This window comes from Paenibacillus sp. FSL P2-0136, from assembly GCF_037975325.1.
GTDB lineage: Bacteria > Bacillota > Bacilli > Paenibacillales > Paenibacillaceae > Paenibacillus_AQ > Paenibacillus_AQ silagei.
Genome location: NZ_CP150244.1, coordinates 2,803,171 through 2,825,402 on the forward strand (window position 1 = coordinate 2,803,171; position 22,232 = coordinate 2,825,402).

Annotated in this window: 19 protein-coding genes, 1 tRNA gene and 1 pseudogene; 16 read left to right on the forward strand and 5 right to left on the reverse strand. The window is 52.1% G+C overall.

All coding sequences use genetic code 11. The annotated features are described in order from the left end of the window. Positions 1 to 70: 70 nt before the first annotated feature. Positions 71 to 2,506, reverse strand: coding sequence for a glycosyl transferase (locus tag NYE26_RS11555; protein ID WP_339255929.1), 2,436 nt, complete (start codon positions 2,504 to 2,506; stop codon positions 71 to 73). A 105-nt stretch (positions 2,507 to 2,611) separates the two neighbouring features. After that, on the reverse strand, positions 2,612 to 3,667 hold the full coding sequence (locus NYE26_RS11560; RefSeq protein ID WP_339255931.1) for a LacI family DNA-binding transcriptional regulator: 1,056 nt from the start codon (positions 3,665 to 3,667) through the stop codon (positions 2,612 to 2,614). A gap of 233 nt (positions 3,668 to 3,900) precedes the next feature. Here NYE26_RS11560 and NYE26_RS11565 point away from each other — a divergent pair, with 233 nt between their 5' ends. From NYE26_RS11565 to NYE26_RS11595, 7 genes are all read left to right on the forward strand, one after another. Next, positions 3,901 to 5,727 (forward strand): sensor histidine kinase, encoded by a 1,827-nt coding sequence (locus NYE26_RS11565; RefSeq protein ID WP_339255933.1) that lies wholly within the window; start codon positions 3,901 to 3,903, stop codon positions 5,725 to 5,727. Then, positions 5,702 to 7,342: a response regulator gene (locus tag NYE26_RS11570; protein ID WP_339255935.1), complete on the forward strand. Its 1,641-nt coding sequence runs from the start codon at positions 5,702 to 5,704 to the stop codon at positions 7,340 to 7,342. The genes NYE26_RS11565 and NYE26_RS11570 overlap by 26 nt, the downstream gene beginning before the upstream one ends. Positions 7,343 to 7,406: 64 nt before the next feature. Then, the gene (locus tag NYE26_RS11575; protein WP_339255937.1) at positions 7,407 to 8,321 is read left to right on the forward strand and encodes a sugar ABC transporter permease; all 915 of its coding nucleotides are present in this window, start codon (positions 7,407 to 7,409) and stop codon (positions 8,319 to 8,321) included. A 3-nt stretch (positions 8,322 to 8,324) separates the two neighbouring features. After that, positions 8,325 to 9,164: a carbohydrate ABC transporter permease gene (locus NYE26_RS11580; protein WP_209877698.1), complete on the forward strand. Its 840-nt coding sequence runs from the start codon at positions 8,325 to 8,327 to the stop codon at positions 9,162 to 9,164. A 30-nt stretch (positions 9,165 to 9,194) separates the two neighbouring features. Beyond that, positions 9,195 to 10,517 carry an extracellular solute-binding protein gene (locus tag NYE26_RS11585; protein WP_339255939.1) on the forward strand — a complete coding sequence of 441 codons (1,323 nt, stop codon included), beginning with the start codon at positions 9,195 to 9,197 and terminating at the stop codon, positions 10,515 to 10,517. Between the two features lie 78 nt (positions 10,518 to 10,595). Continuing rightward, positions 10,596 to 12,245, forward strand: coding sequence for a hypothetical protein (locus tag NYE26_RS11590; protein WP_339255941.1), 1,650 nt, complete (start codon positions 10,596 to 10,598; stop codon positions 12,243 to 12,245). 40 nt (positions 12,246 to 12,285) lie between these two features. Then, a complete protein-coding gene (locus NYE26_RS11595; RefSeq protein ID WP_339255943.1) occupies positions 12,286 to 13,203 on the forward strand; it encodes a glycoside hydrolase family 43 protein in 918 nt (305 codons plus the stop codon). A 448-nt stretch (positions 13,204 to 13,651) separates the two neighbouring features. On the opposite strand, the gene NYE26_RS11600 is transcribed toward NYE26_RS11595, so the two are convergent. Beyond that, entirely contained in the window at positions 13,652 to 14,929 is a 1,278-nt protein-coding gene (locus NYE26_RS11600; RefSeq protein ID WP_339255945.1) for a hypothetical protein, read from the reverse strand. A 244-nt stretch (positions 14,930 to 15,173) separates the two neighbouring features. On the opposite strand from NYE26_RS11600, the gene NYE26_RS11605 reads away from it, so the two are divergent. From NYE26_RS11605 to NYE26_RS11630, 6 genes are all read left to right on the forward strand, one after another. Further along, the gene (locus NYE26_RS11605) at positions 15,174 to 15,308 is read left to right on the forward strand and encodes a hypothetical protein (RefSeq protein WP_339255947.1); all 135 of its coding nucleotides are present in this window, start codon (positions 15,174 to 15,176) and stop codon (positions 15,306 to 15,308) included. 83 nt (positions 15,309 to 15,391) lie between these two features. Beyond that, positions 15,392 to 16,063 (forward strand): stalk domain-containing protein, encoded by a 672-nt coding sequence (locus NYE26_RS11610; RefSeq protein ID WP_036729545.1) that lies wholly within the window; start codon positions 15,392 to 15,394, stop codon positions 16,061 to 16,063. 163 nt (positions 16,064 to 16,226) lie between these two features. Then, positions 16,227 to 16,793: a hypothetical protein gene (locus tag NYE26_RS11615; RefSeq protein WP_036729541.1), complete on the forward strand. Its 567-nt coding sequence runs from the start codon at positions 16,227 to 16,229 to the stop codon at positions 16,791 to 16,793. A 182-nt stretch (positions 16,794 to 16,975) separates the two neighbouring features. After that, positions 16,976 to 17,599 carry a hypothetical protein gene (locus NYE26_RS11620; protein ID WP_339255952.1) on the forward strand — a complete coding sequence of 208 codons (624 nt, stop codon included), beginning with the start codon at positions 16,976 to 16,978 and terminating at the stop codon, positions 17,597 to 17,599. Continuing rightward, positions 17,592 to 18,119 carry an accessory gene regulator B family protein gene (locus tag NYE26_RS11625; protein WP_339255954.1) on the forward strand — a complete coding sequence of 176 codons (528 nt, stop codon included), beginning with the start codon at positions 17,592 to 17,594 and terminating at the stop codon, positions 18,117 to 18,119. The genes NYE26_RS11620 and NYE26_RS11625 overlap by 8 nt, the downstream gene beginning before the upstream one ends. Positions 18,120 to 18,273: 154 nt before the next feature. Then, positions 18,274 to 18,669, forward strand: coding sequence for a LytTR family transcriptional regulator DNA-binding domain-containing protein (locus tag NYE26_RS11630; RefSeq protein WP_209877684.1), 396 nt, complete (start codon positions 18,274 to 18,276; stop codon positions 18,667 to 18,669). Between the two features lie 84 nt (positions 18,670 to 18,753). Here the strand turns inward: NYE26_RS11630 and NYE26_RS11635 are convergent, their stop codons facing one another. Beyond that, the gene (locus NYE26_RS11635; protein ID WP_339255957.1) at positions 18,754 to 19,284 is read right to left on the reverse strand and encodes a GNAT family protein; all 531 of its coding nucleotides are present in this window, start codon (positions 19,282 to 19,284) and stop codon (positions 18,754 to 18,756) included. A gap of 316 nt (positions 19,285 to 19,600) precedes the next feature. On the opposite strand from NYE26_RS11635, the gene NYE26_RS11640 reads away from it, so the two are divergent. Beyond that, on the forward strand, positions 19,601 to 20,143 hold the full coding sequence (locus NYE26_RS11640) for a hypothetical protein (protein WP_339255959.1): 543 nt from the start codon (positions 19,601 to 19,603) through the stop codon (positions 20,141 to 20,143). Between the two features lie 123 nt (positions 20,144 to 20,266). Further along, positions 20,267 to 20,818, forward strand: a pseudogene (locus tag NYE26_RS11645) (Rpn family recombination-promoting nuclease/putative transposase); the annotation flags it as partial. A 151-nt stretch (positions 20,819 to 20,969) separates the two neighbouring features. Here the strand turns inward: NYE26_RS11645 and NYE26_RS11650 are convergent. Then, a tRNA-Val gene (locus NYE26_RS11650) sits at positions 20,970 to 21,041 on the reverse strand. Positions 21,042 to 21,279: 238 nt separating this feature from the next. Between NYE26_RS11650 and NYE26_RS11655 the strand changes: the two genes are divergently transcribed. Beyond that, entirely contained in the window at positions 21,280 to 22,089 is an 810-nt protein-coding gene (locus NYE26_RS11655) for a helix-turn-helix transcriptional regulator (protein WP_339255961.1), read from the forward strand. Positions 22,090 to 22,232: the final 143 nt, after the last annotated feature.

Sequence of the window (22,232 nt, forward strand, 5' to 3'; positions counted from 1 at the left end):
AACGAACAACCCGGTTGTACCGCCTAAGCGGACAACCGGGTTGTTATGCTTTTATAGAAGTGATAGATAATTAGCCGAGAGTGACTACAACCTGATGAACAGCACCGTCGCCTACAGGAGCGATAATGTTGCCTTCCACGGCAGCGCCGTCGAGGGTCAGGCTGGCTACGCCTTTAGATACATGGTTCGGATTCTGGATCGAGATCACATAAGTGTCGCCACGGAAGACGCGGGTAATCTCGAAGCCGTCCCATTCTGCAGGGATACAAGGGTCAACCTTGAGCCCGGCAAAGTCTGCCTGAATCCCCAGGATGGACTGTGTAATCGCTACATAGTTCCATGCTGCTGTTCCTGTCAGCCAGGAGTTCTTCGCTTCGCCGTGACGTACAGCATCTTTACCGGCGATCATCTGGGAGTACACGTAAGGCTCCATCCGGTGCACTTCGCTGATGTCCTCCAGATAGGCCGGAGCGATTTTTTTGTAGATTTCAAAAGCTCTGTCGCCGTGTCCAAGGACCGTCTCCGCAATCATGATCCAAGGGTTGTTATGGCAGAAGATCCCGGCATTCTCTTTGTAGCCCGGAGGGTACGTGGAGATTTCACCCAGGTTCAGATAGTACTTGGAATACGGAGGCTGCTGCAAAACGATACCATAGTCCGTATCCAGACGTTCCTGCACGGAAGTCAGGGCGCGGGCTGCTTCACCGTTCTCTACACCGATTCCGGCCATTACGCACATGCCCTGCGGCTCAATGAAGATCTGGCCTTCCTCGTTCTCCTTGCTGCCGATCTTGTCGCCATAGTGGTCATAAGCGCGCAGGAACCAGTCGCCGTCGAAGCCGTGGGACAACGTGATGGCACTCATGTTCTCAATCTTGGCAACAGCGTCAGCGGCTACATCATCCAGTCCGCGCATGCGGCATATCTCGGCATAGTCCGGTCCGACGAAGACGAACAGGCCTGCGATGAACACGGATTCGGCTACACCGCCTGCGATATTCTCCGTGGTCTGGAACGATTCGCCTGGCTCGGTAGAGAAGCAGTTCAGGTTCAGACAGTCATTCCAGTCCGCGCGTCCAATCAGCGGCAGGCCGTGAGGTCCGAGGTTGTTCGTAACATGCTCGAAGCTCAGCTTCAAGTGCTCAAACAGAGTAGCGGTGTGATCCGGGTTGCTGTCAAAAGGAACCTGCTCATCAAGGATCGAATAATCGCCGGTCTCCTTAATATAGGCTGCTGTACCCGAGATCAGCCAGAGCGGATCATCATTGAAGCCGGAGCCGACTTCATTGTTGCCCTTCTTGGTTAGCGGCTGGTACTGGTGATACGCGCTGCCGTCAGGGAACTGGGTAGCGGCGATATCGAGAATACGTTCTCTGGCGCGCTCTGGAATCTGGTGGACGAAGCCGAGCAAGTCCTGGTTGGAATCGCGGAAGCCCATACCGCGGCCAATGCCGGATTCGAAGTAGGAAGCGGAACGGGACATGTTGAAGGTAACCATACACTGGTACGGATTCCAGATGTTCACCATCCGGTTCAGCTTGTCGTCCCCGCTCTTAATCTGGTATTTGGACAGCAGGTTATCCCAGTGTGCAGCCAGAACCTCCAGGGCGGCATCCACCTGGGCATCTGTAGCGAACTGATCAATAACAGCCTGAGCCGGTTTCTTGTTGATCACGTTCAGGGCTTCCCATTTCTCATCCTCAGGGTTCTCGATATAGCCGAGGACGAAGATGAAGCTCTGCGCTTCACCCGGCTCCAGCGTAATGTCGAGGGCGTGGGAGCCGATCGGCGACCAGCCGCTGGCGACAGAGTTAGTAGCCTCACCGGCAGCAACCGCCTGCGGAGCATCCAGGCCATTGTACATGCCCACGAACGATTCGCGGTCCGTATCGAAGCCGGCAATTTCTTTATTTACAGAATAGAAGGCATAGTGGTTTCTGCGCTCGCGGTATTCTGTTTTGTGATAAATGACGGAATCCTTCACTTCTACTTCGCCGGTGCTGAGGTTACGCTGGAAGTTGGTCATATCATCATTGGCATTCCACAGGCAGAACTCGGCAAAAGAGAACAGCTTCACGGTCTTCTTCGCTTCGCCTGTGTTCTTAACAACCAGACGGTGGACTTCCGCATTATGGCCCATCGGTACAAAAGCAAGCTGATTCACGGAAATGCCGTTACGCTCGCCTGTAATAGAAGTGTAGCCCAGACCGTGGCGGCATTCGTAGAAGTCGAGATCCCGCTTCACTGGCATCCAGCCCGGGGTCCAGAAGTCCCCGCCATCGTACAGGTAGTAATAGCGGCCGCCGGTATCCAGCGGAATATTGTTATACCGGTAACGGGTAAGTCTTCTCATCCGCGCATCGCGGTAGAAGGTGTAGCCCCCGGCAGTATTAGAGATCAGGCCGAAAAACTGCTCGTTGCCGAGGTAGTTAATCCAAGGATAAGGTGTTTTGGGAGTGTTGATTACATACTCTTTGCGGGTGTCGTCAAAAGTTCCGAATTTCATGAGAGACAAGTCTCCTTTCGATTGTGAACGCGCGTTTACAGAGCGGAGAAAAAATTCCCTCGGGGCAAGGGATTTTTCTGGATCTGTCTGAATCGGAGTGTAGCTCTACTTCTTCGGCGGCTGACAGGAATCTCGGGTAATCAGACGCGCCGGAAAACTGATGGTGCTGAAGGTAGGCTGCTGTGAATCACACAGCTCAATGACCTTCTCGACAGCGGCTTTGGACATTTCATAAATCGGCAGACGGACGGAGGTCAGCTTGGGATGAATCCGCGCAGCAAGCTGCACATCGTCGAACCCCGCAATGGAGATATCCTCCGGCACGGAAATGCCATGCTCCGAGAACGCTTCCATCGCCGAGATAGCCATATCGTCATTGGAAGAGAAGAAGGCTGTCGGCAGCGGGCCGCCGGAACTGAGCAGCTTTTTCACTTCCTGATAGGCGGTTTCCTTGAGAAAATCACCCTGAAGGACGAAGTCCTTCTGCAGGGCAAGTCCATGGCGCTTTAGCGTATTCTCGTAAGCCATGTAGCGCTCCCGTCCGGAATAAGTATTCATCCGTCCGCAGATCATGCCGATCTCCTGATGGCCGAGACCGATTAAGTACTCAATGGCTTCTACCGTACCTTCATAATCCTTGGAATTCACAATGGCGAGATGATTGCGGTCCAGATGCTCTGACATAATCTCTGAAATGTCATAATCGATCAGCACCAGCGGAGCGCTGAGACCGACCATTTCCCGTACGATCCCGATATCCTTCTGGGTGCCGACAATAATGCCGCCGTCAATCCGTTTCTGCAGGAAGGCCTGCTTGACCTTCAGGAAGTCGTCGGGAGAATAGACGGTGTGAATCAGAACATAACAGCCGCGGGCATTCGACGTATCTACCACAGCATCGACGAACGGGGCAAAATAATTGTTCTGATAGATCCGCGTCGCATTCTCCTTCTCGTTCATGCTGATGGCAAACAGCCCGATCGTGTCGGTCTTCTTGCCGGCCAGCGCCCGGGCGAAGCTGTTCGGCTCGTACTGATGCTGTTCAATCACCTTCAGCACCTTGGCCCGGGTCTCTTCAGGGACATTGGAATAGTTGTTGATCACACGGGATACGGTGCTTCGCGAAACCCCGGCTAGCTTGGCAATATCTTCGCTTCGCATAATGTACCCCCTCTAATGTAAACGCGCGTTTATGAGTTTATTGTAAAATAAACCGGGCTGGAGGTCAATCGTCCTCTGCAATATTTTTGCCTCGGCATTCAAGCGGTTTCCCACTTGCCGGATTCTCCGTTCTGCGTTACAAATAAATGCAGTAAACAAAATGTACCACGGGAAAGGCAGGAACAGATCATGATACAGGCATCCGCTTCGCATTTGAGCAAGGAGAAGGAGGGATGGCTATCTTTTACTCGCTGAAAAACCGACTGATCGCATTCTTTGTTGTGCTGCTTGTCTTGTCCTTCGGCACGATGTCGCTGCTGCTGTTCAATCAGGCGCGCTCGATTATCCGTTCTTATATCGAAACGTCGGCACTGGAGAAGATGGACGAATACGGGTCCTTTATTCATATGGCGCTCCAGCAGAGCTATGACTTGTCCTCTCTGGTCTATAACAGCGATATCACCCAGAAGTGGGATGCGATACTTACCCAGCCGGCTTCCACCGAAGGGCAGCGGATGCTGGCCAGCATCAACATGAGCAAGTTCCTGACCCAGACGACGAATAATTATTCGATCGTCTCCTCGGTCAACATCTACCGCAAGGAGGGGCTGCGGGTCGGGGCCGAGAATCAGGTGGTGGCAGATCGCTCGTTTAGGCAGGAGGCGTGGTACCGCAACTTCATCACACACAGCAATCACTGGGTTCCGGCCCATACCGATGAGGCGGAGATCAAGGGAGCTAAGCCATACGAGGTGGTGAGCTTGCTGCTGCCGATCGGGATCTTCGAGCCTTCGCTGGCGAGGAATGTGATGAAGGTCAACATCAAGGAGGATTTCCTGCTGGAGCCGCTGAACCGTATACATCTTGGTGAAAGCGGTACCATCTTCCTGCTCAACGAGCAGGGCAGTCCCATTCTGTCCCAGCAGGAGTACAGCACCCATCCGGAGGCGGCGAAGGAGGTGGAGCGGGTGCGGGCAGCACGGGACGAACAGGGGGTAGTATATCTGAAGGATAAGCAGGGAGCATCCCACATTCTGGTCTACAAAAAGCTGGCCATCACCAACTGGCTGCTGGTCGGCTTCGTCTCGGAGCAGGACCTGTACGCCAATCTGTTCAAGCTCCGCAACAGTATTATAGTTTTCGCCTCGCTGATGCTGGCGGCCGCCTTTGCGCTGGCCTACTGGATCTCAGCGGGCATTACCAAGCCGCTCTCGCGGCTGGTCTCGGCCATGCGCCATGTGCAGAAGGGCGACTTCGCCCAAGCCGAGCGGCTTACCTTGCCGGAGCGCAGAATCCAGAGTGAGGTGGACTATGCCACCGTCACCTTCCGCAATATGGTCAAGCAGCTATCGCATCTGATCCGCACCGAGTTTGAACAGAAGCTCCTGCGCCAGCAGGCTGAATACAAGGCGCTCTTGATGCAGATCAATCCGCATTTCCTGTTCAATACGCTGGAGCTGATGAGCAGCCTGGCGATCCAGCAGCGCACGAAGGAGACGGTTACGGTCATAGAATCGCTGGGCAAAATGCTCAGGTTCTCGCTGCGGATCAGCGAGGATCTGATCCCGCTGCGCGAGGAGCTGAAGGTCGTGCGCTATTACATGTCCATCCTGGAGGTCCGCTTCGGTGCGGGTCTGGATCTGCGGCTGGACGAGGAGGAGGCGCCATACGATCTGGAGATCGTCAAGTTCCTGCTGCAGCCGCTGATTGAGAATGCGGTGAAGTACAGCTTCATTCACCAGGCTAAGGCCAAGGTACGGATTACCGTCAGAGCGGACAAGGACCAGCTGGTTCTCTCCGTCGCCGACAACGGAATCGGAATGGACCCGGAGCTGCTGCGCGAGCTGAAGGATCAGGCGATGCACCAGCAGCCGGAGCAGTTATTGCAGAGCATGACCCATCAGATTGGACTGCGCAATGTACTGGCCAGATGCCGGCTGTATTACGGAGGGCTCTTCACCCTAAGCATAGAATCAAGCAAGGAGGCGGGCACCTGCATCACGCTGGGCCTGCCCCTTCAGAGGAGGAATGACCATGTACCGCGTATTGATCGTGGATGATGAGCCGGAGATCCGCCAGGGCCTGCGGCTCAAGGCTGACTTTGCAGCGCTGGGCCTCAGCGTAACCGGAGAGGCGGGCAACGGCATGGAGGCCATGGAACGGCTGGCAGGCCAGGCGGTCGATATTGTCATTACGGATATGAACATGCCGGTGATGAACGGCGTATCGTTCCTGGACGATTGCCGCAGGCTGTACCCGGAGCTGAAGCTGGTAGTCATTACAGGCTATGAAGATTTCCATTATGCCAAGGCAGCGATCCGCAATCAGGCGCGTGATTATCTGCTCAAGCCGGTGGCCGCCGATGAGCTGACGGCCGTGCTTCAGAAGCTGAAGGACGAGCTGGATCAGGAGCGCAATGACCGTGACCGGCAGGCGGTGAATGAGTGGCGGCTGTCCCAGTACTACAAGGAGATGAAGGAGCATTTCCTGGTGCAGCTTGTCAAAGAGGAAGTGGAGCCGGTCCATGCGCTGAAGGAGCGCGCTGCGCTGTTCGAACTGGACGGCTGGGACCTGACGCAGGTGCGGTTCGTAACGGCCGGACTCCGTGAGCGTGCGGGGGAGGCGGCGGCGGTGCCGGAGCCTGGGCACGGCAAAGGTTCAGCGCTGCCGGAGCGTACGCCGGGCAAGCTGCGGCTGCCGTTCGAGCTGCTGACCAGGGAATTCGCGGGCAGCTCCGGGGAGCGCTGCCAGGTGCTGCGGGACCCGAGCTATCCAGGGCTGGTCCACTTCATTCTCCAGGATGCGCTGACCGATATGGACCGCTTCTGTGCAGAGCTGGCGGAATGCGTCGCCGCCCATCTGGGCTTCAATCCGGTGATCGGCTACAGCGGCGGGAAGCTTGGATTCCTCCGCTGGAAGGAAGGCTACCTGGAATCTTTGCTGGCCTGGAACCTCTCGGAGAATGCGGCCCAGCCGCCGGCCGAAGGAAGAAGCGAGCCGGGACTGGTGCTTACGGAGGAATTGACACGGACCCTGCGCAGGCTTCTGATCCAGGGGGAATGGGACGCCTTCGGGCAGAGCATCCGCCAGGAGCTGCAGCAGGCGTTCTCCCAGTCCCGCTCCTGCCTGGTGAAGCTGATCTTCCAGCTCTGCCTGCTCGTGGACGGGGCGGGTGCAGAGGCTGCAGACGTCAACATCCAGTCCCAGGAGCTATGGCTCTATCCTGAGGCGGTTCACAAGCTGGATTCGGTGGACAAGGCCGGACAATTCCTGCTGGAGCGGGCGGTCTCCGTGTACCGAATGATGCAGGGGGCCGGCGATGCCGAGGATTCGGTCATCCGCACAGCGACGCAATATATCGACAGCAACTACATGTATGATCTTAACCTGACCCAGCTTGCCAGACGGTTCAATTACAATTCCTCCTATTTCTCGGAGCTGTTCAAGGCCAAGGTGGGCCGGAGCTTCATGGTCTACCTGACTGACATCCGCATGGCCCAGGCCACGCATCTGCTGTTGACGACAACGCTTAACCTGTGGGATATCGCCGAGCTGACCGGCTTCTCGAATGCCAGCTACTTCAGCTCCAGATTCAAAAAAATGTATGGAACCTCCCCGTCGGACTTCCGCCAGCATCCACCTGAAAAATTCAGTAGTCAACAGCCGAAGAAATAGCATTCAAGCAAGCAGCGTTGCTTTCTATAATGAGCCTATATCCATGAAGAAGGAGAAGGCGCATATGAAGACAGCACACAGATCGGCGATGTGGAGAAGGAGCGGTACCGCTTACCTGTTCCTGCTTCCCTGGCTGATCGGCTTTTTCGGACTGACACTCGGGCCTATGCTGGGCTCCTTGTATCTGTCCCTGACCAAGTACGACCTGCTCAATGCCCCGCAGTGGCTGGGCCTGAACAATTACAGGCACATCTTCACGGCAGACGAATACTTCTACAAGTCTCTTACCGTGACGTTCAAGTACGTGCTATTCTCTGTTCCGCTCAAAATGGCCTTTGCCCTCCTGGTCGCCATCGTCCTGAACAAAGGCATCCGGGCGCTGGGCATCTACAGAACGGTGTATTACATTCCGTCCCTGCTGGGAGGAAGTGTGGCAATCGCCATCGTCTGGCGGCAGATTTTCGACGGGGAAGGGCTGATTAATCACTTCCTGGCCTGGTTCGGGATCGAAGGCCCGTCCTGGATTGCCCATCCCAGCTATATTCTCTCGACCATCGTCACGTTGTCCGTCTGGCAGTTCGGCTCCGCGATGGTCATCTTCCTGGCCGGCATTAAGCAGATTCCTGCGGACCTGTACGAAGCGGCGCAGGTGGACGGAGCCGGGAAGCTGCGCCAGTTCGGCCGGATTACGCTGCCGATGCTCTCACCGGTGATCTTTTTTAACCTGGTCATGGGGATTATCAATTCCTTTCAGGTGTTCACTCCGGGATATGTCATTGGAGACGGGCGCGGCGGTCCGGTGAATTCCACCCTGTTCTACACGCTGTATCTGTATCTCAAAGGCTTCTCCTTCTTCGATATGGGGTATGCTGCCGCTCTGGCCTGGATCATGCTGATCATCATCGGCCTGTTCACCTCCATAGTGTTCGTGAGCTCCAAATTCTGGGTGTTCTACGGCGACGGAAAGGACGGGCGATAATTCATGACAGACGACAAAATGATCTTTAGGCTAGGCAAACATGGCGTCATTATTCTGTTCGGGCTGTTGATGCTGTATCCGGTGCTGTGGCTGCTGTCTAGCTCCTTCAAGCCGAATGCGCTGATCTTCTCGGAACCGGGGCTGTGGCCGGGGAAATTTACGCTGGAGAACTACGTGAACGGATGGAAGGGGCTGCAGGGCATCTCGTTTAGCCGCTTTTTCCTCAATTCTGCCACGATCTCTGTCCTGTCGGTCATCGGGAACATACTGACCTGCTCGCTGGCGGCTTATGCGTTCGCCCGGCTGGAGTTCCGCTTCAAAAGTGTGCTGTTTGCCTGCATGCTGGTGACCATTATGCTGCCTTACCATGTCGTGCTGATTCCGCAATATATTATTTTCAGCAAGCTGGAGTGGGTCAACACCTATTTGCCGCTGATCGTGCCGAAATGGCTGGCGCATGACTCGTTCTTCATTCTGCTGATGATTCAGTTCATCCGCGGCATCCCGAAGGAGCTGGACGAGAGTGCCACGATTGACGGCTGCGGCCAGGGCCAGCTGTACTTCCGGATCATTATTCCGCTGCTTGTTCCGGCGCTGATTACAACGGCAATCTTCACCTTCATCTGGTCGTGGGATGATTTCTTCAGCCAGATGATCTACCTCAGCCGGATCAATCTGTTCACCGTGCAACTGGGCATACGCTCGCTCTATGATCCTTCGGGCTCCTCCGACTGGGGCGCGCTGCTGGCGATGTCGGTGCTGTCGCTGGTGCCGATTATGACGATCTTCATGCTCTTCCAAAAGCATTTCCTGGAGGGCATCGCCACCACCGGTCTGAAATGAGCAAGCGATTACAATTATTCTTGGGGGGATATGTTTATGAAGAAAAGCTTAGGTCTTACGCTGAGTGTCCTGCTGCTGGCAGCCACAACCGCCTGCTCGGGCGGCAATAACGGCAAGCCTGCGGCGGCCGGCAACTCCGGCGGTGCGGGAGCTGCGGATCAGGTGGAGCTGCGGATTATGTGGTGGGGCGACCAGAAGCGCGCAGATAAGACGAACGAGGCGCTGCGGGCCTTCGAGTCGAAGCACCCGAACATTAAGGTGGTCGGGGAGTTTGCTCCGAACTCCGGGTATTTCGACAAGCTTAATACCCAGCTCGCTTCGGGCACAGCGCCTGATGTGTTTTTCCTGGGAGGGAACGTAACTGATTACGCCGCGAAAGGTGTGCTGCTGGACTTACAGCCCTATGTCGGCCAAGAGCTGGATCTGACGGATATGGACCAGACGATGGTGGAGTACGGAACGCTGGGAGGCAAGCTGGTGCATATCTCAGCCGGGGCGAATGCCCGGGGGATGGTACTCAATACGGAGTTGTTCAAGAAGGCTGGAATGGAGGTTCCGGCAGACGGCTGGAGCTGGGAGGATTACGCCCGCATCAGCAAGGAAATCTCCGATAAGCTGGGCAAGGGTTATTACGGCACCTACAACTTTACCGTTGAGGGGATGGACATCTATATGAAGCAGCGCGGCAAGCAGGTCTATGATATGGAGAAGGAGGCGCTGGGCTTCGGGCAGCAGGATGCAGAGGAGTGGTTCAACTACTGGTACGGGATCACTAAGAACGGCGGAATGGTCACTCCATCCCTGCAGGTATCCAATCCTCCGGGAGACACAAGTAAATCCCTGGTCGTTACCGGCAAGGTGGCGATGAGCCTGATTCCGTCCAACCAGTTCGCCGCTCATCAGAATCTGACTCAGGATAAGCTGACCATGATTCAGGTGCCGCGCGGGCCGAAGGGAACGGGGGTTGTCTTTGAATCCAGTCAAGGGTTGTCCGGTTATGCCAAGACCAAGCATCCGAAGGAGGTCGCGGAGCTGATGAACTTCTGGATCAATGATCCCGATGCCGCGCAGATTCTAGGCAGTGACCGCGGCGTGCCGGTGACCTCCAAGATGCGTGACCTGCTGATGAAGGAGGCTACGCCGCTGGAACAGACCGTGTACGACTTCACAAGCCGTGTATCCGAAGCGACGAAGAAGGAGCCGTTTGCCGTCAGCTATAACCCGCCGAATTTCACCGAATTCACCAAGCTGGCGGAGACCGCTGTACAGGAGATCGGTTTTGAGCAAAAGGATGTCAAGCAAGGGGTAGAGGATTTCTATACAGGCGCGACGCAGTTATTCGGAGCCCAGTAGTCATATCCCGGAAGCGGGCTGCCCCCGGCAGTCTGCTTCTCTGTCTGGAGAGCAACTAAAGTTACAGGAGGGAATGGAATGACGGGTAGTGTACTGGAGAGACTGCGGAGGATAGCGGTGGACGACCGGATTAGAGTGCTTAAGAAAGCGGCGGACCGGGATTCACTGGAGGAGTGGAAGCAATCGGGCGTGGCCTTCGCGGCTTCATCGGAGAACATGGAGAATGTCTATTACTCTGCGCTGCACAAGCTGCTGGACTGTATCGTGCCGATGGACGGAGGCGGACTTGTGCTGCATGAAGGCGGGGTCTATCTCGGGAGCTGGCTGGAGAGCACGGGTACGATCTGCGCTGAACGGCTGTCGCGGTTCATGCCGGAGGTGGCGGGAGCGACCTTCCGGCTGTTCGCCGACCAGCAGCGGCAGGATGGGCTGATGCCCTACAAGGTGACGCCTGCGGGACCGGCCTACCGGCAGATTCAGATGGTGACGCCGCTGGCCCGCAGCGTCTGGAATCATTATCTGGAGAACGGGCGGGATAAGAGCTTCCTTCGCTCCATGTATCAGGCGATGGGCCGGTTCGACCATTGGCTGCATATGTACCGCAACACTAGAGGGACCGGCTGCGTCGAAGCCTTCTGCACGTTCGATACCGGACATGACCTCTCGCCGCGCTTCTGGCATGTCCCCGACACGCCCCATCTGGAGGATGCGGGACAATATAACCCGGATTCGCCGCTGCTGCCTTTTCTGGCCCCGGATTTAACGGCCAATGTCTACTGTCAGCGGCTCTACCTGTCCAAGATAGCGGTGGAGCTTGGCGGGAGCGGGGACGAATGGCGTGCCCGGGCAGCGGCAAGCAGCCACAGCCTGTTCAGCCATTGCTATGACGAAGAGGATGAGTTCTTCTATGACCGGGATCGCGGAGGCCGGTTCGTCCGTGTACAATCGGATGTTCTGCTGCGTGTGCTGGCCTGCGAGGTGGGGGACGGGGTGTTTTTTGCGTCAGCCCTCCGCCGTTACCTGCTCAATACCGGCAAGTTCTTTGCCAAATATCCCTTCACCTCCATTGCGATGGATGATCCCAGGTTCGACCCTTTCTCCAGCTATAACACCTGGGGAGGTTCGTCGAACTTCCTCAGCCTCATCCGTGCGCCGCATGCCTTCGAGCAGCACGGGCGTTATGTCGAGCTGACCTGGGTCATCCTGCCGATCCTCGCAGCGTTCTCGCGGATGACCCGGTTCGGGCAGACGTTAAGCCCATGGACCGGGGAAGAGGGATATACGGAGACCTATTCACCTGCGATTCTCTGCCTGCTGGACTATATGGAGCGGCTATGCGGGATCGTGCCGGTAGCCGGAGAGGAGCTATGGTTCACCGGCCTGCTTCCCTATGACATGGATCATGGCCAAGAGGTGGCCCATGAGACCGGATACCGCCGGACCGTGGACGACACGGTCTTCGAGCTGGTTACTACGCGTGAGCGGTCTGTAATCTACCGTAATGAAGAGGAGTACCTGACCTTTCCATATGGTGTGCGTGTGGTCCTGGGCCGGGGCGGACAACTGCTGAAGCTGATCGGCATGAGTGTCCGCCAGATCGAAGGGAGTCTGTGCTATGAGGGCCAGACGCTCCCGTTCACCATCAAGGGCAACGAGCAACTTGAATATGCGGACGGCGGTTTCGTGAGCGTCAGCGATATTGGAGTGGTACTGCCGGAATACAGGTAGATCAGGGAGAGTATAAGAGCGAAGTGAGGAGAGGGTCTAAATGAACCACCCGATGAGAACGACAGCGAATAGCGAGCTGCAAATCAGAGATCCGTATGTGCTTCCGCTGGCCGGAGAGGGGCAAGAGGCGGGCACCTACTATTTATATGGCAGCACCGACAGCAATATCTGGGGCACGGGCACGGGGTTCAACGCCTACACCGGCACAGATCTGGAGCACTGGGATGGCCCGTTCCCGGTCTTCCGGCCGGAGCCGGATTTCTATGCGGAGCGGAATTTCTGGGCACCGGAGGTCTATGGTTATGGCGGCAATTACATCATGTTCGCCACCTTCCGGCGCAAGGACAATGATCTGCTGGGCACCGCCGTTCTGATATCGCTGCATCCGCTGGGTCCGTTCATCCCGCATAGTGAGGGGCCGGTGACTCCGCAGGAGTGGAGTTCACTCGACGGAACGCTGTATGTGGACCGGCAGGGCCAGCCGTGGATGGTCTTCTGCCATGAGTGGCAGCAGACCGGGGACGGCGAGGTCTGCGCCATGCGGCTAACAGAGGACCTGCGGAGTGCCGCTGGGGAACCTGTTGTTCTGTTCCGGGCATCCGAAGCCCCGTGGACCACTCCGTTTGAATCCAAGCGTTATGCGAATCAGCTTAATTATGTCACGGACGGGCCGTTCCTGTTCCGCTCAGCGGACGGCACCTTGTATCTGCTGTGGGCCAGCTTCATTAATAATACCTACGCGCTGGGTATCGCCCGTTCCGGGAGCGGAGAGATAACCGGACCCTGGCTTCATCAGGAGCAAGCGCTCTACCAGCAGGACGGCGGTCACGCCATGGTCTTCCGCACCTTCAGCGGTCAGCTGATGCTGGCCATCCACACGCCGAATCAGACGCCTGATGAACGGCCGGTGTTTGTGGAGCTGGAGGAGCAGGACGGTGAGATGAGAGTGAAGGCGTAGGCACTTACGCGGGCAGGCGGGCAGGGGGAGGGCAAATCTGCGGGTAACTAGTCTGCGAGGAATCAGCGGCGGTTCAGCAACAAATCAGCAACGAGGCAAGAACATCACTCTCCCTGCGATTTAGGCTCTAAATGTAATTTGTACAACTAAAATGGGCAAATATTGCGCAGGGAGAGCTTTAGTTGCACTCTGTACACTTATAAGTTACTCTCATGGCGGGAAAGAGCGTTTTCCTCAAATTTAGCTGTACAGAATACAACTATCCCTGCGCGCCAGCCAATTCGCCGTCATTTAGCTGTACAAAATACAACTATCTTCCAAACGCTGCCCATTCCCGGGTGAAGTTTGATTTGCACTATCGGAGTAACCTAAGCCTGTAAACGAACAAAACGATTGCCCTCCTTTAAAAAGTGGCAATCGTTTTTGGGTGCAGGTAACCTGCGGAAGCTTATTCGATATCAATGCTCCATTGTCCGTCTGCTTCCACGGAAAAGACATAAATTCCGTCGGATTCGATTTTTTCCGCTGTGGAGCCGGAGTAGTTCCCAATTTCATTAACCAGCAAGAGGCTATCATTCACTTTGACAGCAAAATTGGATTCACCCGTGTGCTTAGATGTGAACCGGGTCAGCTTGCTTTGCAGCCTTGCAAACACAACATCGTTCCCCTTACCGGATAATTTAACCGGAGCGCTCTTGACGTTCTCAGGGATGCTCTGCTTAATATCTGCTTTCCACGAGCCATCCGACTCCACCTTCAGCATATATTTCCCGCCGTCAGGAATCACGGCTAAAGATTTTCCTTTGTAAGGCCCAATTTCATTCACGAGCATTTTTTTGGTATCTCCTGTTTCATCGTACATATAGATCACAAAGTTAGAATCCCCGTTGTCTGTTGCCTCAATTATGGCGATCCCGCTGTTCAAATAGAAGAACTCTGTAGCCTGGTCCTTTTTCCCTTTGAGATGTATGACTTCGTCCTTTGCTGGCGCTGGCGTAGCGGCTGCAGATGTGGCTGAACTAGGTATCCCTTGGTATAACGGCAGCAGCTCAGCGTATAGCTTTTCAACAGTTGCCTTGTCATCCTTTTGAATGGCATTAGCCATTTCCTTGTATTTGCTTTGATTTTCCTTAATTATAAAATCCACGCTACTGAGAAAATATGCTGAAATATCATCTTTAATTTCTTGGGTAATCTCCTTTTCCAGATAGCTTTTCGCTAAATTAAGTCCTCTCGATCCAAACTCCTGATCTGCTTCTAGGTAGGTCATATCCGTATCTCCGCCAGAGGGTACATCCGTTTCATCGGGTGTAGGTGTGGGATCCGGGTAGCGGCTGGCAACGGAAGCAGGTAGAACTCCACCAATTTTTGTGAAAAGCTTCTTTACATTTTGCACATCATTTTTCTCAATAGAGTCAGCAATCTCCAGGTAAGTGAAGGTATTCTCTTTATCCTCCCGGGCCTTAATCCGGATGTTATTGGCAATTTCTTTGGACGACTCAATATTCCATGAATTAGTACCGAAGTTCTCTAGGTATTCCTGCGTCTTATCTTTCACTGAGAAGTTCTTCAGCTCTGGCGCTGGAGTAGGAGAAGCAGTCGGAGCAGCAGAAGGAGTCGCCGTTTCGGCTTGAGTAATCTCAGCAGACCCGCCACATCCGCTCAATATCACAGGTGAAGCTAAAAGAGCAAAAGCTAAAGTCATTTTGGATAATTTTTCGTACATCAGTAATTTCCCCCAAATGTTTAATCATACTTAGCCAGTATAGCAAAATTGGATTATTTCTACAGTGAAATTTAATAGAACTTTGCATTCCTTACACAAACGTGCCAAACTTGTTATGATTAGGATATAGATCTTATATCATTTTGAATGGGGGATGTAAGCTGTGTATATGACAGGTTTTGGGTCCTTGCTCGCTGGAGGGTTCAGTATTTTTGCTCTTTTACTCTGGTTGAGTTGTCTGGGAATGGGGATATATTTATTTGTGCTGGTGGTGAAGCTTGCCCGCAGGGGAATCATTGCGCTGGATTTGTACAATCACTCCAAAAATCTGGAGATACGCGAACGTTACGAAGCGGCTCACCGGAGAGATGAGTTCTGAATGATTGCATCTGATGGCAGGATTTATTATACTCCCAATAAGGAATATTCAAATTTGTTATAAATGGAGAGGAGTATGATCGAATGAAGAAGAAGATGACTGCTGCACTGACTGCATTTGCCGTACTTGGAGGAATGGGCACAGGTGTGTACGCCGGAGCCAACCTGCAGGAGATCAAGGCATATCTCAATCCAAGCATCAAATTCAAGATGAACGGCCAGCCCGTACAGCTTAAGAATGGCAGCGGTGCGGTGGTTGCCCCAATTTCCTATAAGGACACAACGTATCTGCCGGTCCGTTCCGTATCCGATCTGCTGGGAGTTACCGTTAAGTTCGATGCTGCAACCAACACCATATCTCTGGGGGAGCAGACAGCGGGCGTACCAATCGCTACAGGTTTTGACGACATGTATCACACCAAAGATCCGGGCAAGACGGTCTTCAAGGACAAGGATTACAAGGATGTCTTCTTCGATAACGCCAGTGGTGACCGAGGCACTTCATTCATGCTCCACCCGAACAAAAAATATCAGAAGCTTTATCTCCAGGTAGCCGCGATCGGCGGAGAGATTAAAGACTTCGCGGTACAAGACAGCGACACCAATACTGTGTTGAAGAAGCAGACCATTGACCCTGCCAGCGGGCTTACTACCATCGAAGTGGATATTGCCGGAGTAAGCAGCCTGTATGTCAACGGAGATGTGAAGGATGGAACCTCGGTCTTCGTTCCGCTTACGACATCGTATTATAAATAAATTCTGAACTTATACATCATTCACGAATGACCCGGGAGCCTTGGTTTCCGGGCTTCTTTTTGTCTATTCGTTGTTTTGAGGAAAAAGAAAATGGGTACTATCCGGTAAGCCTGTGAATCTAACTGGCCATGTAACTTTCAATGAATTGACGAGGAGTGAGAAGATGTACACCAAAAAGCTAATAATGTCCTTATCCTTGACGTTGTCCCTCTTGGCCCTCAGTGCCTGCGGTAATGCTGAGGATAAGCCGTCCACCGAATCGATGCAGACCACTGCACCGGCAACAGAGACTGTGCAGACTCCAGCGCCGACAACAGAGGCCGAACAGACTCCAGCACCAACGACAGAGCCGGAGCAGACCCCTGAGGCGACGGCCGGAAGTAACGAGACGGCTGCCGGATCTGCGGACCTGCCAAAATATCTGCCGGAGGACTTCCCGATGCCGGAGAATGTAACGGAGACCATTCTTTCGAATGCGGAGGAGAATGAGGGCAAGAAGACGGCATTGCTGATTTTTAGAACAACGGATAGTATGGAATCGGTAACGAAGCTCTATGATGATTATCTGGCTTCCAAGCTGGGCGATCAGTCCGTGAAGACTATCGATCCCAAGAACCTGATCATTCAAGGCAAGACCAAGGACGATAAGCAGAGCTGGTCAATCATTGGCGGTCCGCTTGCGTCTCAGGAGGGAACCGTGGAGGTTAACGTCATTTGGTCTGAAATTTAGTACGGACAGCCAAGCTGCTGTACACAGAGGAACATCCGTTGAGGCTCGATTCAGAGCGGCCAACGGATGTTTTTTTGATTTGATAAAAAGTGTCGAATTTTGTAATTAAGTAGTATACGTCAGGTGCGGCGGGGATATATAATTAATCTTGTGAACGAAAATTAGTCAGGCGGTGTTATGGTTTGTCGTGGGAACCTGTAGGCTTTATGTTTTTCTCAACGATAGAGACGCTTGCGCTCTATTATCTGATTATGTCTCTCTATAGATTCAAGTGGAGATGGTACATCTGGCAGGCTTTATTTGTCATCTTGCTGAACAATCTGCAAAGCTATCTGTTACGCAATGAACTGGGTATGTCGAATGTTGCACCACTTGTTTTAATCTTGATTTTTATCTTCTTCTTCGCTGCGGTGGTGAGGATGCCGCTCATTCTATCCATCATCGCAACAATATCAGGATTTGCTATTTTTGCCGGGATTCAGACGCTGCTCACCCTGCTCATGTTCGGATCTATATCGAATATTGGTAGTACCGCGAACGGATATTTTCTACAGGTGGCGACTGCGGCCATGGTGTTTGGTGTCTTCGGGTTTCTGTACCGCAAAGGCAAGGGCTTCACATTCGATCTGGATAAACTCCGCTTTAAGATAGAGGATATTCTGCTGTCTCTGCTGATTTTCGGCTTCGTAATAGGGATTTCAGTGCTACTCTACTATAATGATATTCTGCTAAATGCCTTGATTTTCCTGGTGATGACTGTATTCCTTCTATATTATTCCACCCGGAGGGAGCGGGAAGATGCTTGAATTCATGTCCGGCAAGCTGGCATTTACGATTAAAAATATCGTACCTGAGCACCCGGCATCCTACGCTGTCCTGAAATTTGCTATTAGCGTAGTGCTTAATGTGGTGTTTATTATTGGGCTGACGCTGGTAGTATCCCTGTTGACGGGCAGGACAAGTGAAGCTCTGCAGATTCTGATCTCCTTTGCCGTATTACGTCAGGTGTCGGGCGGGGTCCATCTAAAATCTGGTATAGCCTGTGTCTTGTTTACGGTAAGCTTGTTCACAGTACTGTCCTTCGTGGAGCTTAGCTCCTTCTACGTTATGTTATTGAATGCAGCGAGTCTGTTAATAGTTTTCTGGCTGGCGCCCATTGGGATTGAACGACAGACCCGGATTCCGAGGCGGCACTGGCCTAAGCTGAGAATCTTGGCGTTACTGCTGGTAGCTGCCAATATCGTTATAGGCTCATCTGTTATCGCAGCCAGCTTTTTGGCACAATCCATCAGTCTGATTATAGCTAGAAGGGAGGTGAACATCTGACAATGAGAGCTTTGCAGCGCAAAGTAGTGTATAAGCTTGCTTCTGGTTTGTCCGCCTTGGCTGCCCTTATCGTGTTGGTTACAGCAAGTGTATTATACATTAATCAACCGGAGGTTCCTGAAGAGTTACTTAAATAACATTGGAGTTGATCCCTTTGAGCACGATATCTGTTACTAGAGACACAGAGGGAAACACTGGTGTATTCTCACTCGATATTGAAAAAATAACTTTTATGGAATTTGAACGGACTATCTATCGGATCATTGTCCATACGTACGATCAGACCTTTTATACAGTAGGTACGCTGAAATATTGGCTTAATACCCTGGCCAGTTCAGGATATAATTTCGTTCTAGCAGATAGAAACACGTTAATTCAGGTTTCTAACATTATCCAGCTGGATAAGACGTTTCATATTGCTTATTTTGGGGAAGACCACAGAGGAGTCGAGCAAAAGTGTTTTCTGTCAGAGAAGGGCTATAAAGAAATTCTCAAATACGTAAAGACATCCGCATCGGATATTCAATTAGTGGAGCTGCCCCAGTGGTAGCTTTGTTTTTTATGGTATATAAAATTAGGCTGACCCTGCGCAGTTCATTCTGTAGCGCTTGGGTCAGCCCTTGTTCAGGTTAGCTTAATCTGCAGCTAATCTGGAATACATACACAGATCAATGAAGCTTCCTTTGGACCGCTCACTCTGCCTCAGTGTTCCTTCCAGCGAAAAGTTTAATTTCTGCAGTACCTTAATAGAATTGATATTAGCAGGCTGGGCCTTTGCTTCTATTCTATTGAAGCCCAGTGTATCAAACGCATAATCTATTAGTGCGCGAAGGGCTTCAGGCACATATCCTTTTCCCCAGCACTCGCGGCTAAGGTCATAACCGATCTCTGTCTTGGCATTGTCATAGTCCAGCGCATTGAAACCACAGGAGCCGATAATCCGGCCGGATTCTGCTTCCGTGATGGAATAGCGGATCGCCTGATTCTCGGTGGCTAACTTACCCAGCAGCTCAATCATTTCCACGGCCTGACTCTCATCCGTGAAGCTGCTGATATTCATGAACCGGGTGACTTCAGGATCGGACCAGATCGGGAACAGGCTGGCTGAATCGGCGGTGCGCATTTGTCTTAATACTAATCTCTCGGTTTGTAATTCTGTAATCATCAATAAGTTACCTCCATTAAATATATATGGTATTGGTGAGGTGCAACTATTGATATCTGCGCATAGTTCAGTCCTTTCCGTGTGTAAGCTACCTCTATTATATAGAATGCAAGGGAGGAAGTTAAGATCGATTCAGGACCGTTTCAACAAATCTTCATAAAGAAGGGTGCTTTGCTTGGTGGCGATCTCAGGTTTTGATAAATATCTGTCAGCAACCATGCAAAAAAGAGGCTTACGGTCAGTCCTGTCAGGGATGCTACTGTTTCGTATTCCTCCTAACAAGGTAAACTTTAGATAAAAGGATCTGGAGGGTATTATGAGAAAAACGGTACTGGTAATGTTGTTCTTGTTCGTATTGACGGCATGTGCGGATTCAAAGGACGGGGTAACCACCAAAGACTTAGCCATTCAAAAGGTGAACGATCATAAAGCCGTTGTTGAGTATGGAATGAGCCGTGCAGAAGTGGAAGAGGTATTGGGCAAGGGGGAGGATAAGGATATTGCGAATTCAGTCATGTATAGCTCTGGCGTGAGGATTATGTACCGGGAGGATAAAGTGGCAGGGATTACTCTGGCAGAGGAATCGAAAGATACATATGAAACCACTGGCGGTTTTAAAATTGGCATGTCTAAGGATGACTTCAAACAAATCTATGGCGATCAATATCTGAAGGAGATGGAGCGCAACCTGGATTATGCTTACGATGCCACCAACAAGCGATATTTGCAGGAGAAAGAGTGGGTGGCGAAAGCGGAAGATGACACGAAAATATATGTAATTTCAGCCATGTTCAACGGTAAGGGTGAAGCAGACGCCGTTGTATTGGTGGATAAGCGAATGGCGATAACATTAAGGTAGAGGGGGGGCTGAAAGATAAAACATGTTCTTGTATGTTTCATAGCGCTTAGGGGACAGAATAGCAGTATATGGAGCCCAAAAAGCTGGCCTTGTCTACAACGAGTAGTTCTGCCATGATATAATCAGTGTTTGAAGAAGTGTGTGACGATCAATATACTGAACTACTCCTGTCTGCCGAATGACCGTCATCATAATGTGTTTCATCTTCGGGAAGATCATACCGGGATATCTCTTAACAATGATCTTGAGATTCATGTGATGGAATTAACAAAGCTTGAGGAGCAGGCCGTTCCATTAACTGGTGGTCTGATTAACTGGTTATTATTCCTAAAGGGTGTTGAACAACCAAATTGGGAGGTGCTAACCATGAATGAACCGATGTTGAAAAAAGCAATGGATACGCTCGAGTTCCTGAGTCAGGATGCCGCTACAAGGATGGAGTATGAAGCCCGGATGAAGTATTTGCGTGATGAGGCATCACGGATGAATGGGGCTAAGGCTGAGGGGCGAGCTGAGGGACGAGCAGAAGGGCGAGTAGAGGGTGAACGAAAAAAGGCAGAGGCAATGGTGCGTGAACTTCTTGCTCTTGGAGTGGAAACTTCCATTATTGTTAGAGCCTCTGGCCTCTCAGAGCAAGAAGTTTTAAGCTTGAAATCACTAATGGGTAGACACTGACCATGAATGAACCGATGAGAAAAAGAGAAACTTCTAGAAAGCTCTTGGCAATGGAGCAATGGAATTAAAAATTTAAAACTGTTGCAATGATAACAACGAAAAACGAAGCCGATCTTATGATCGGCTTCGTTTCTTTAAAACTCTCCATATATAGGACGGATGGGGTTCGAACCCATGACCCCTACCCTGTCAAGATAGTGCTCTCCCGCTGAGCTACCGTCCTGCAACGAAATTTATAATAACACAGGACGTAAGGGAATGGCAAGATATTTTTTACTATGATACAAATGATACCTTTAATCATAACTCTCCCACACCACCACAATGACAAAAACCCACGACACCCCACCTTTATTAAATTACAATATTGGCGCTTGTCTGGAAGTTACTTAACCAACATAAAAGGTGGAATTCTATCATGATTGTAAAATTTAAAGTAATGCCGAAAGGAGGCCCAGCTCATGAGTTACGAGATTACGAGGTTTAGGCGTCTTGGCGACTACCTGAGATCACGCCGGGAACGTCTGCAGCCTGAAGCTGTAGGGATCAAGGAAACGAACAGTCAGCGCAGAACACCGGGGCTGCGTCGGGAGGAGGTTGCGGTTCTGGCTGGTCTCAGCAGCACCTATTATACTTGGCTGGAGCAGGGCAGGGAGGTTACCGCCTCCAGAGAGGTCATGGAGAGTCTCAGTCAGGCGCTGCGGTTGTCGGCAGATGAGCGTAAGCATCTGTTTGAGCTATGGAATCCGGGCTTGCCGGATACACTTGCTTCTATAGATACAGCCAGTCCGGAGCTGAATCCGCAGTGGCGGAATATTATCCGCCAATTGACTTATCCGTCTTTTATTACGAATGAGCGGTCTGAGTTACTGGCCTGGAATGATAAAGCGAGTGAAGTGCTTAGTGATTTCGGAGGTCTGCCTGCTTCAGAGCGCATTATGATGCGTCTTCTGTTCCTGGATCTGGAGCTGCGCCGCCGGATGCGGAACTGGGAGGAGTTCGCAATCTATTCAGTAGGGGTGTACAGAACCTATTATGACATGAACCTGCACGATCCTTGGTACAAGGAGATGGTCGATCAGCTCCTGGAGGACAGTGCGGATTTCGCTGAGATGTGGAAGCAGCACAATATTCAAGGCAAGAAGGTCAACCGTGTGGTCATAGAGAGTCTTGGCACGAGCCAGCCTGTAGTCTACGATATCAATTCGATGGCCAATCTGGCGGATCACCCGGGTCTGCATATTTGTATCTATACCCCTGTCATAACGTAGTAGAGAATCATCTGAAGGCGCATTTTTACAGGTCTGTTGCTGCTCCCTGGTAATGATCTTACTAGCATGAACGTACTGTGGCTGCTCCACGGCAGGACGGTTAGAATAAGGTCATGTTCATAAGATCTATTACAGGGACAAGA

What these genes read in the sequence shown, in the direction of transcription:
- NYE26_RS11555 (WP_339255929.1), bottom strand. Translation starts at nt 2,506, where the DNA reads ATGAAATTCGGAACTTTTGACGACACCCGCAAAGAGTATGTAATCAAC.
- NYE26_RS11560 (WP_339255931.1), bottom strand. Translation starts at nt 3,667, where the DNA reads ATGCGAAGCGAAGATATTGCCAAGCTAGCCGGGGTTTCGCGAAGCACC.
- NYE26_RS11565 (WP_339255933.1), top strand. Translation starts at nt 3,901, where the DNA reads ATGGCTATCTTTTACTCGCTGAAAAACCGACTGATCGCATTCTTTGTT.
- NYE26_RS11570 (WP_339255935.1), top strand. Translation starts at nt 5,702, where the DNA reads ATGTACCGCGTATTGATCGTGGATGATGAGCCGGAGATCCGCCAGGGC.
- NYE26_RS11575 (WP_339255937.1), top strand. Translation starts at nt 7,407, where the DNA reads ATGAAGACAGCACACAGATCGGCGATGTGGAGAAGGAGCGGTACCGCT.
- NYE26_RS11580 (WP_209877698.1), top strand. Translation starts at nt 8,325, where the DNA reads ATGACAGACGACAAAATGATCTTTAGGCTAGGCAAACATGGCGTCATT.
- NYE26_RS11585 (WP_339255939.1), top strand. Translation starts at nt 9,195, where the DNA reads ATGTTTATGAAGAAAAGCTTAGGTCTTACGCTGAGTGTCCTGCTGCTG.
- NYE26_RS11590 (WP_339255941.1), top strand. Translation starts at nt 10,596, where the DNA reads ATGACGGGTAGTGTACTGGAGAGACTGCGGAGGATAGCGGTGGACGAC.
- NYE26_RS11595 (WP_339255943.1), top strand. Translation starts at nt 12,286, where the DNA reads ATGAACCACCCGATGAGAACGACAGCGAATAGCGAGCTGCAAATCAGA.
- NYE26_RS11600 (WP_339255945.1), bottom strand. Translation starts at nt 14,929, where the DNA reads ATGTACGAAAAATTATCCAAAATGACTTTAGCTTTTGCTCTTTTAGCT.
- NYE26_RS11605 (WP_339255947.1), top strand. Translation starts at nt 15,174, where the DNA reads ATGGGGATATATTTATTTGTGCTGGTGGTGAAGCTTGCCCGCAGGGGA.
- NYE26_RS11610 (WP_036729545.1), top strand. Translation starts at nt 15,392, where the DNA reads ATGAAGAAGAAGATGACTGCTGCACTGACTGCATTTGCCGTACTTGGA.
- NYE26_RS11615 (WP_036729541.1), top strand. Translation starts at nt 16,227, where the DNA reads ATGTACACCAAAAAGCTAATAATGTCCTTATCCTTGACGTTGTCCCTC.
- NYE26_RS11625 (WP_339255954.1), top strand. Translation starts at nt 17,592, where the DNA reads ATGCTTGAATTCATGTCCGGCAAGCTGGCATTTACGATTAAAAATATC.
- NYE26_RS11635 (WP_339255957.1), bottom strand. Translation starts at nt 19,284, where the DNA reads ATGATTACAGAATTACAAACCGAGAGATTAGTATTAAGACAAATGCGC.
- NYE26_RS11640 (WP_339255959.1), top strand. Translation starts at nt 19,601, where the DNA reads ATGAGAAAAACGGTACTGGTAATGTTGTTCTTGTTCGTATTGACGGCA.
- NYE26_RS11655 (WP_339255961.1), top strand. Translation starts at nt 21,280, where the DNA reads ATGAGTTACGAGATTACGAGGTTTAGGCGTCTTGGCGACTACCTGAGA.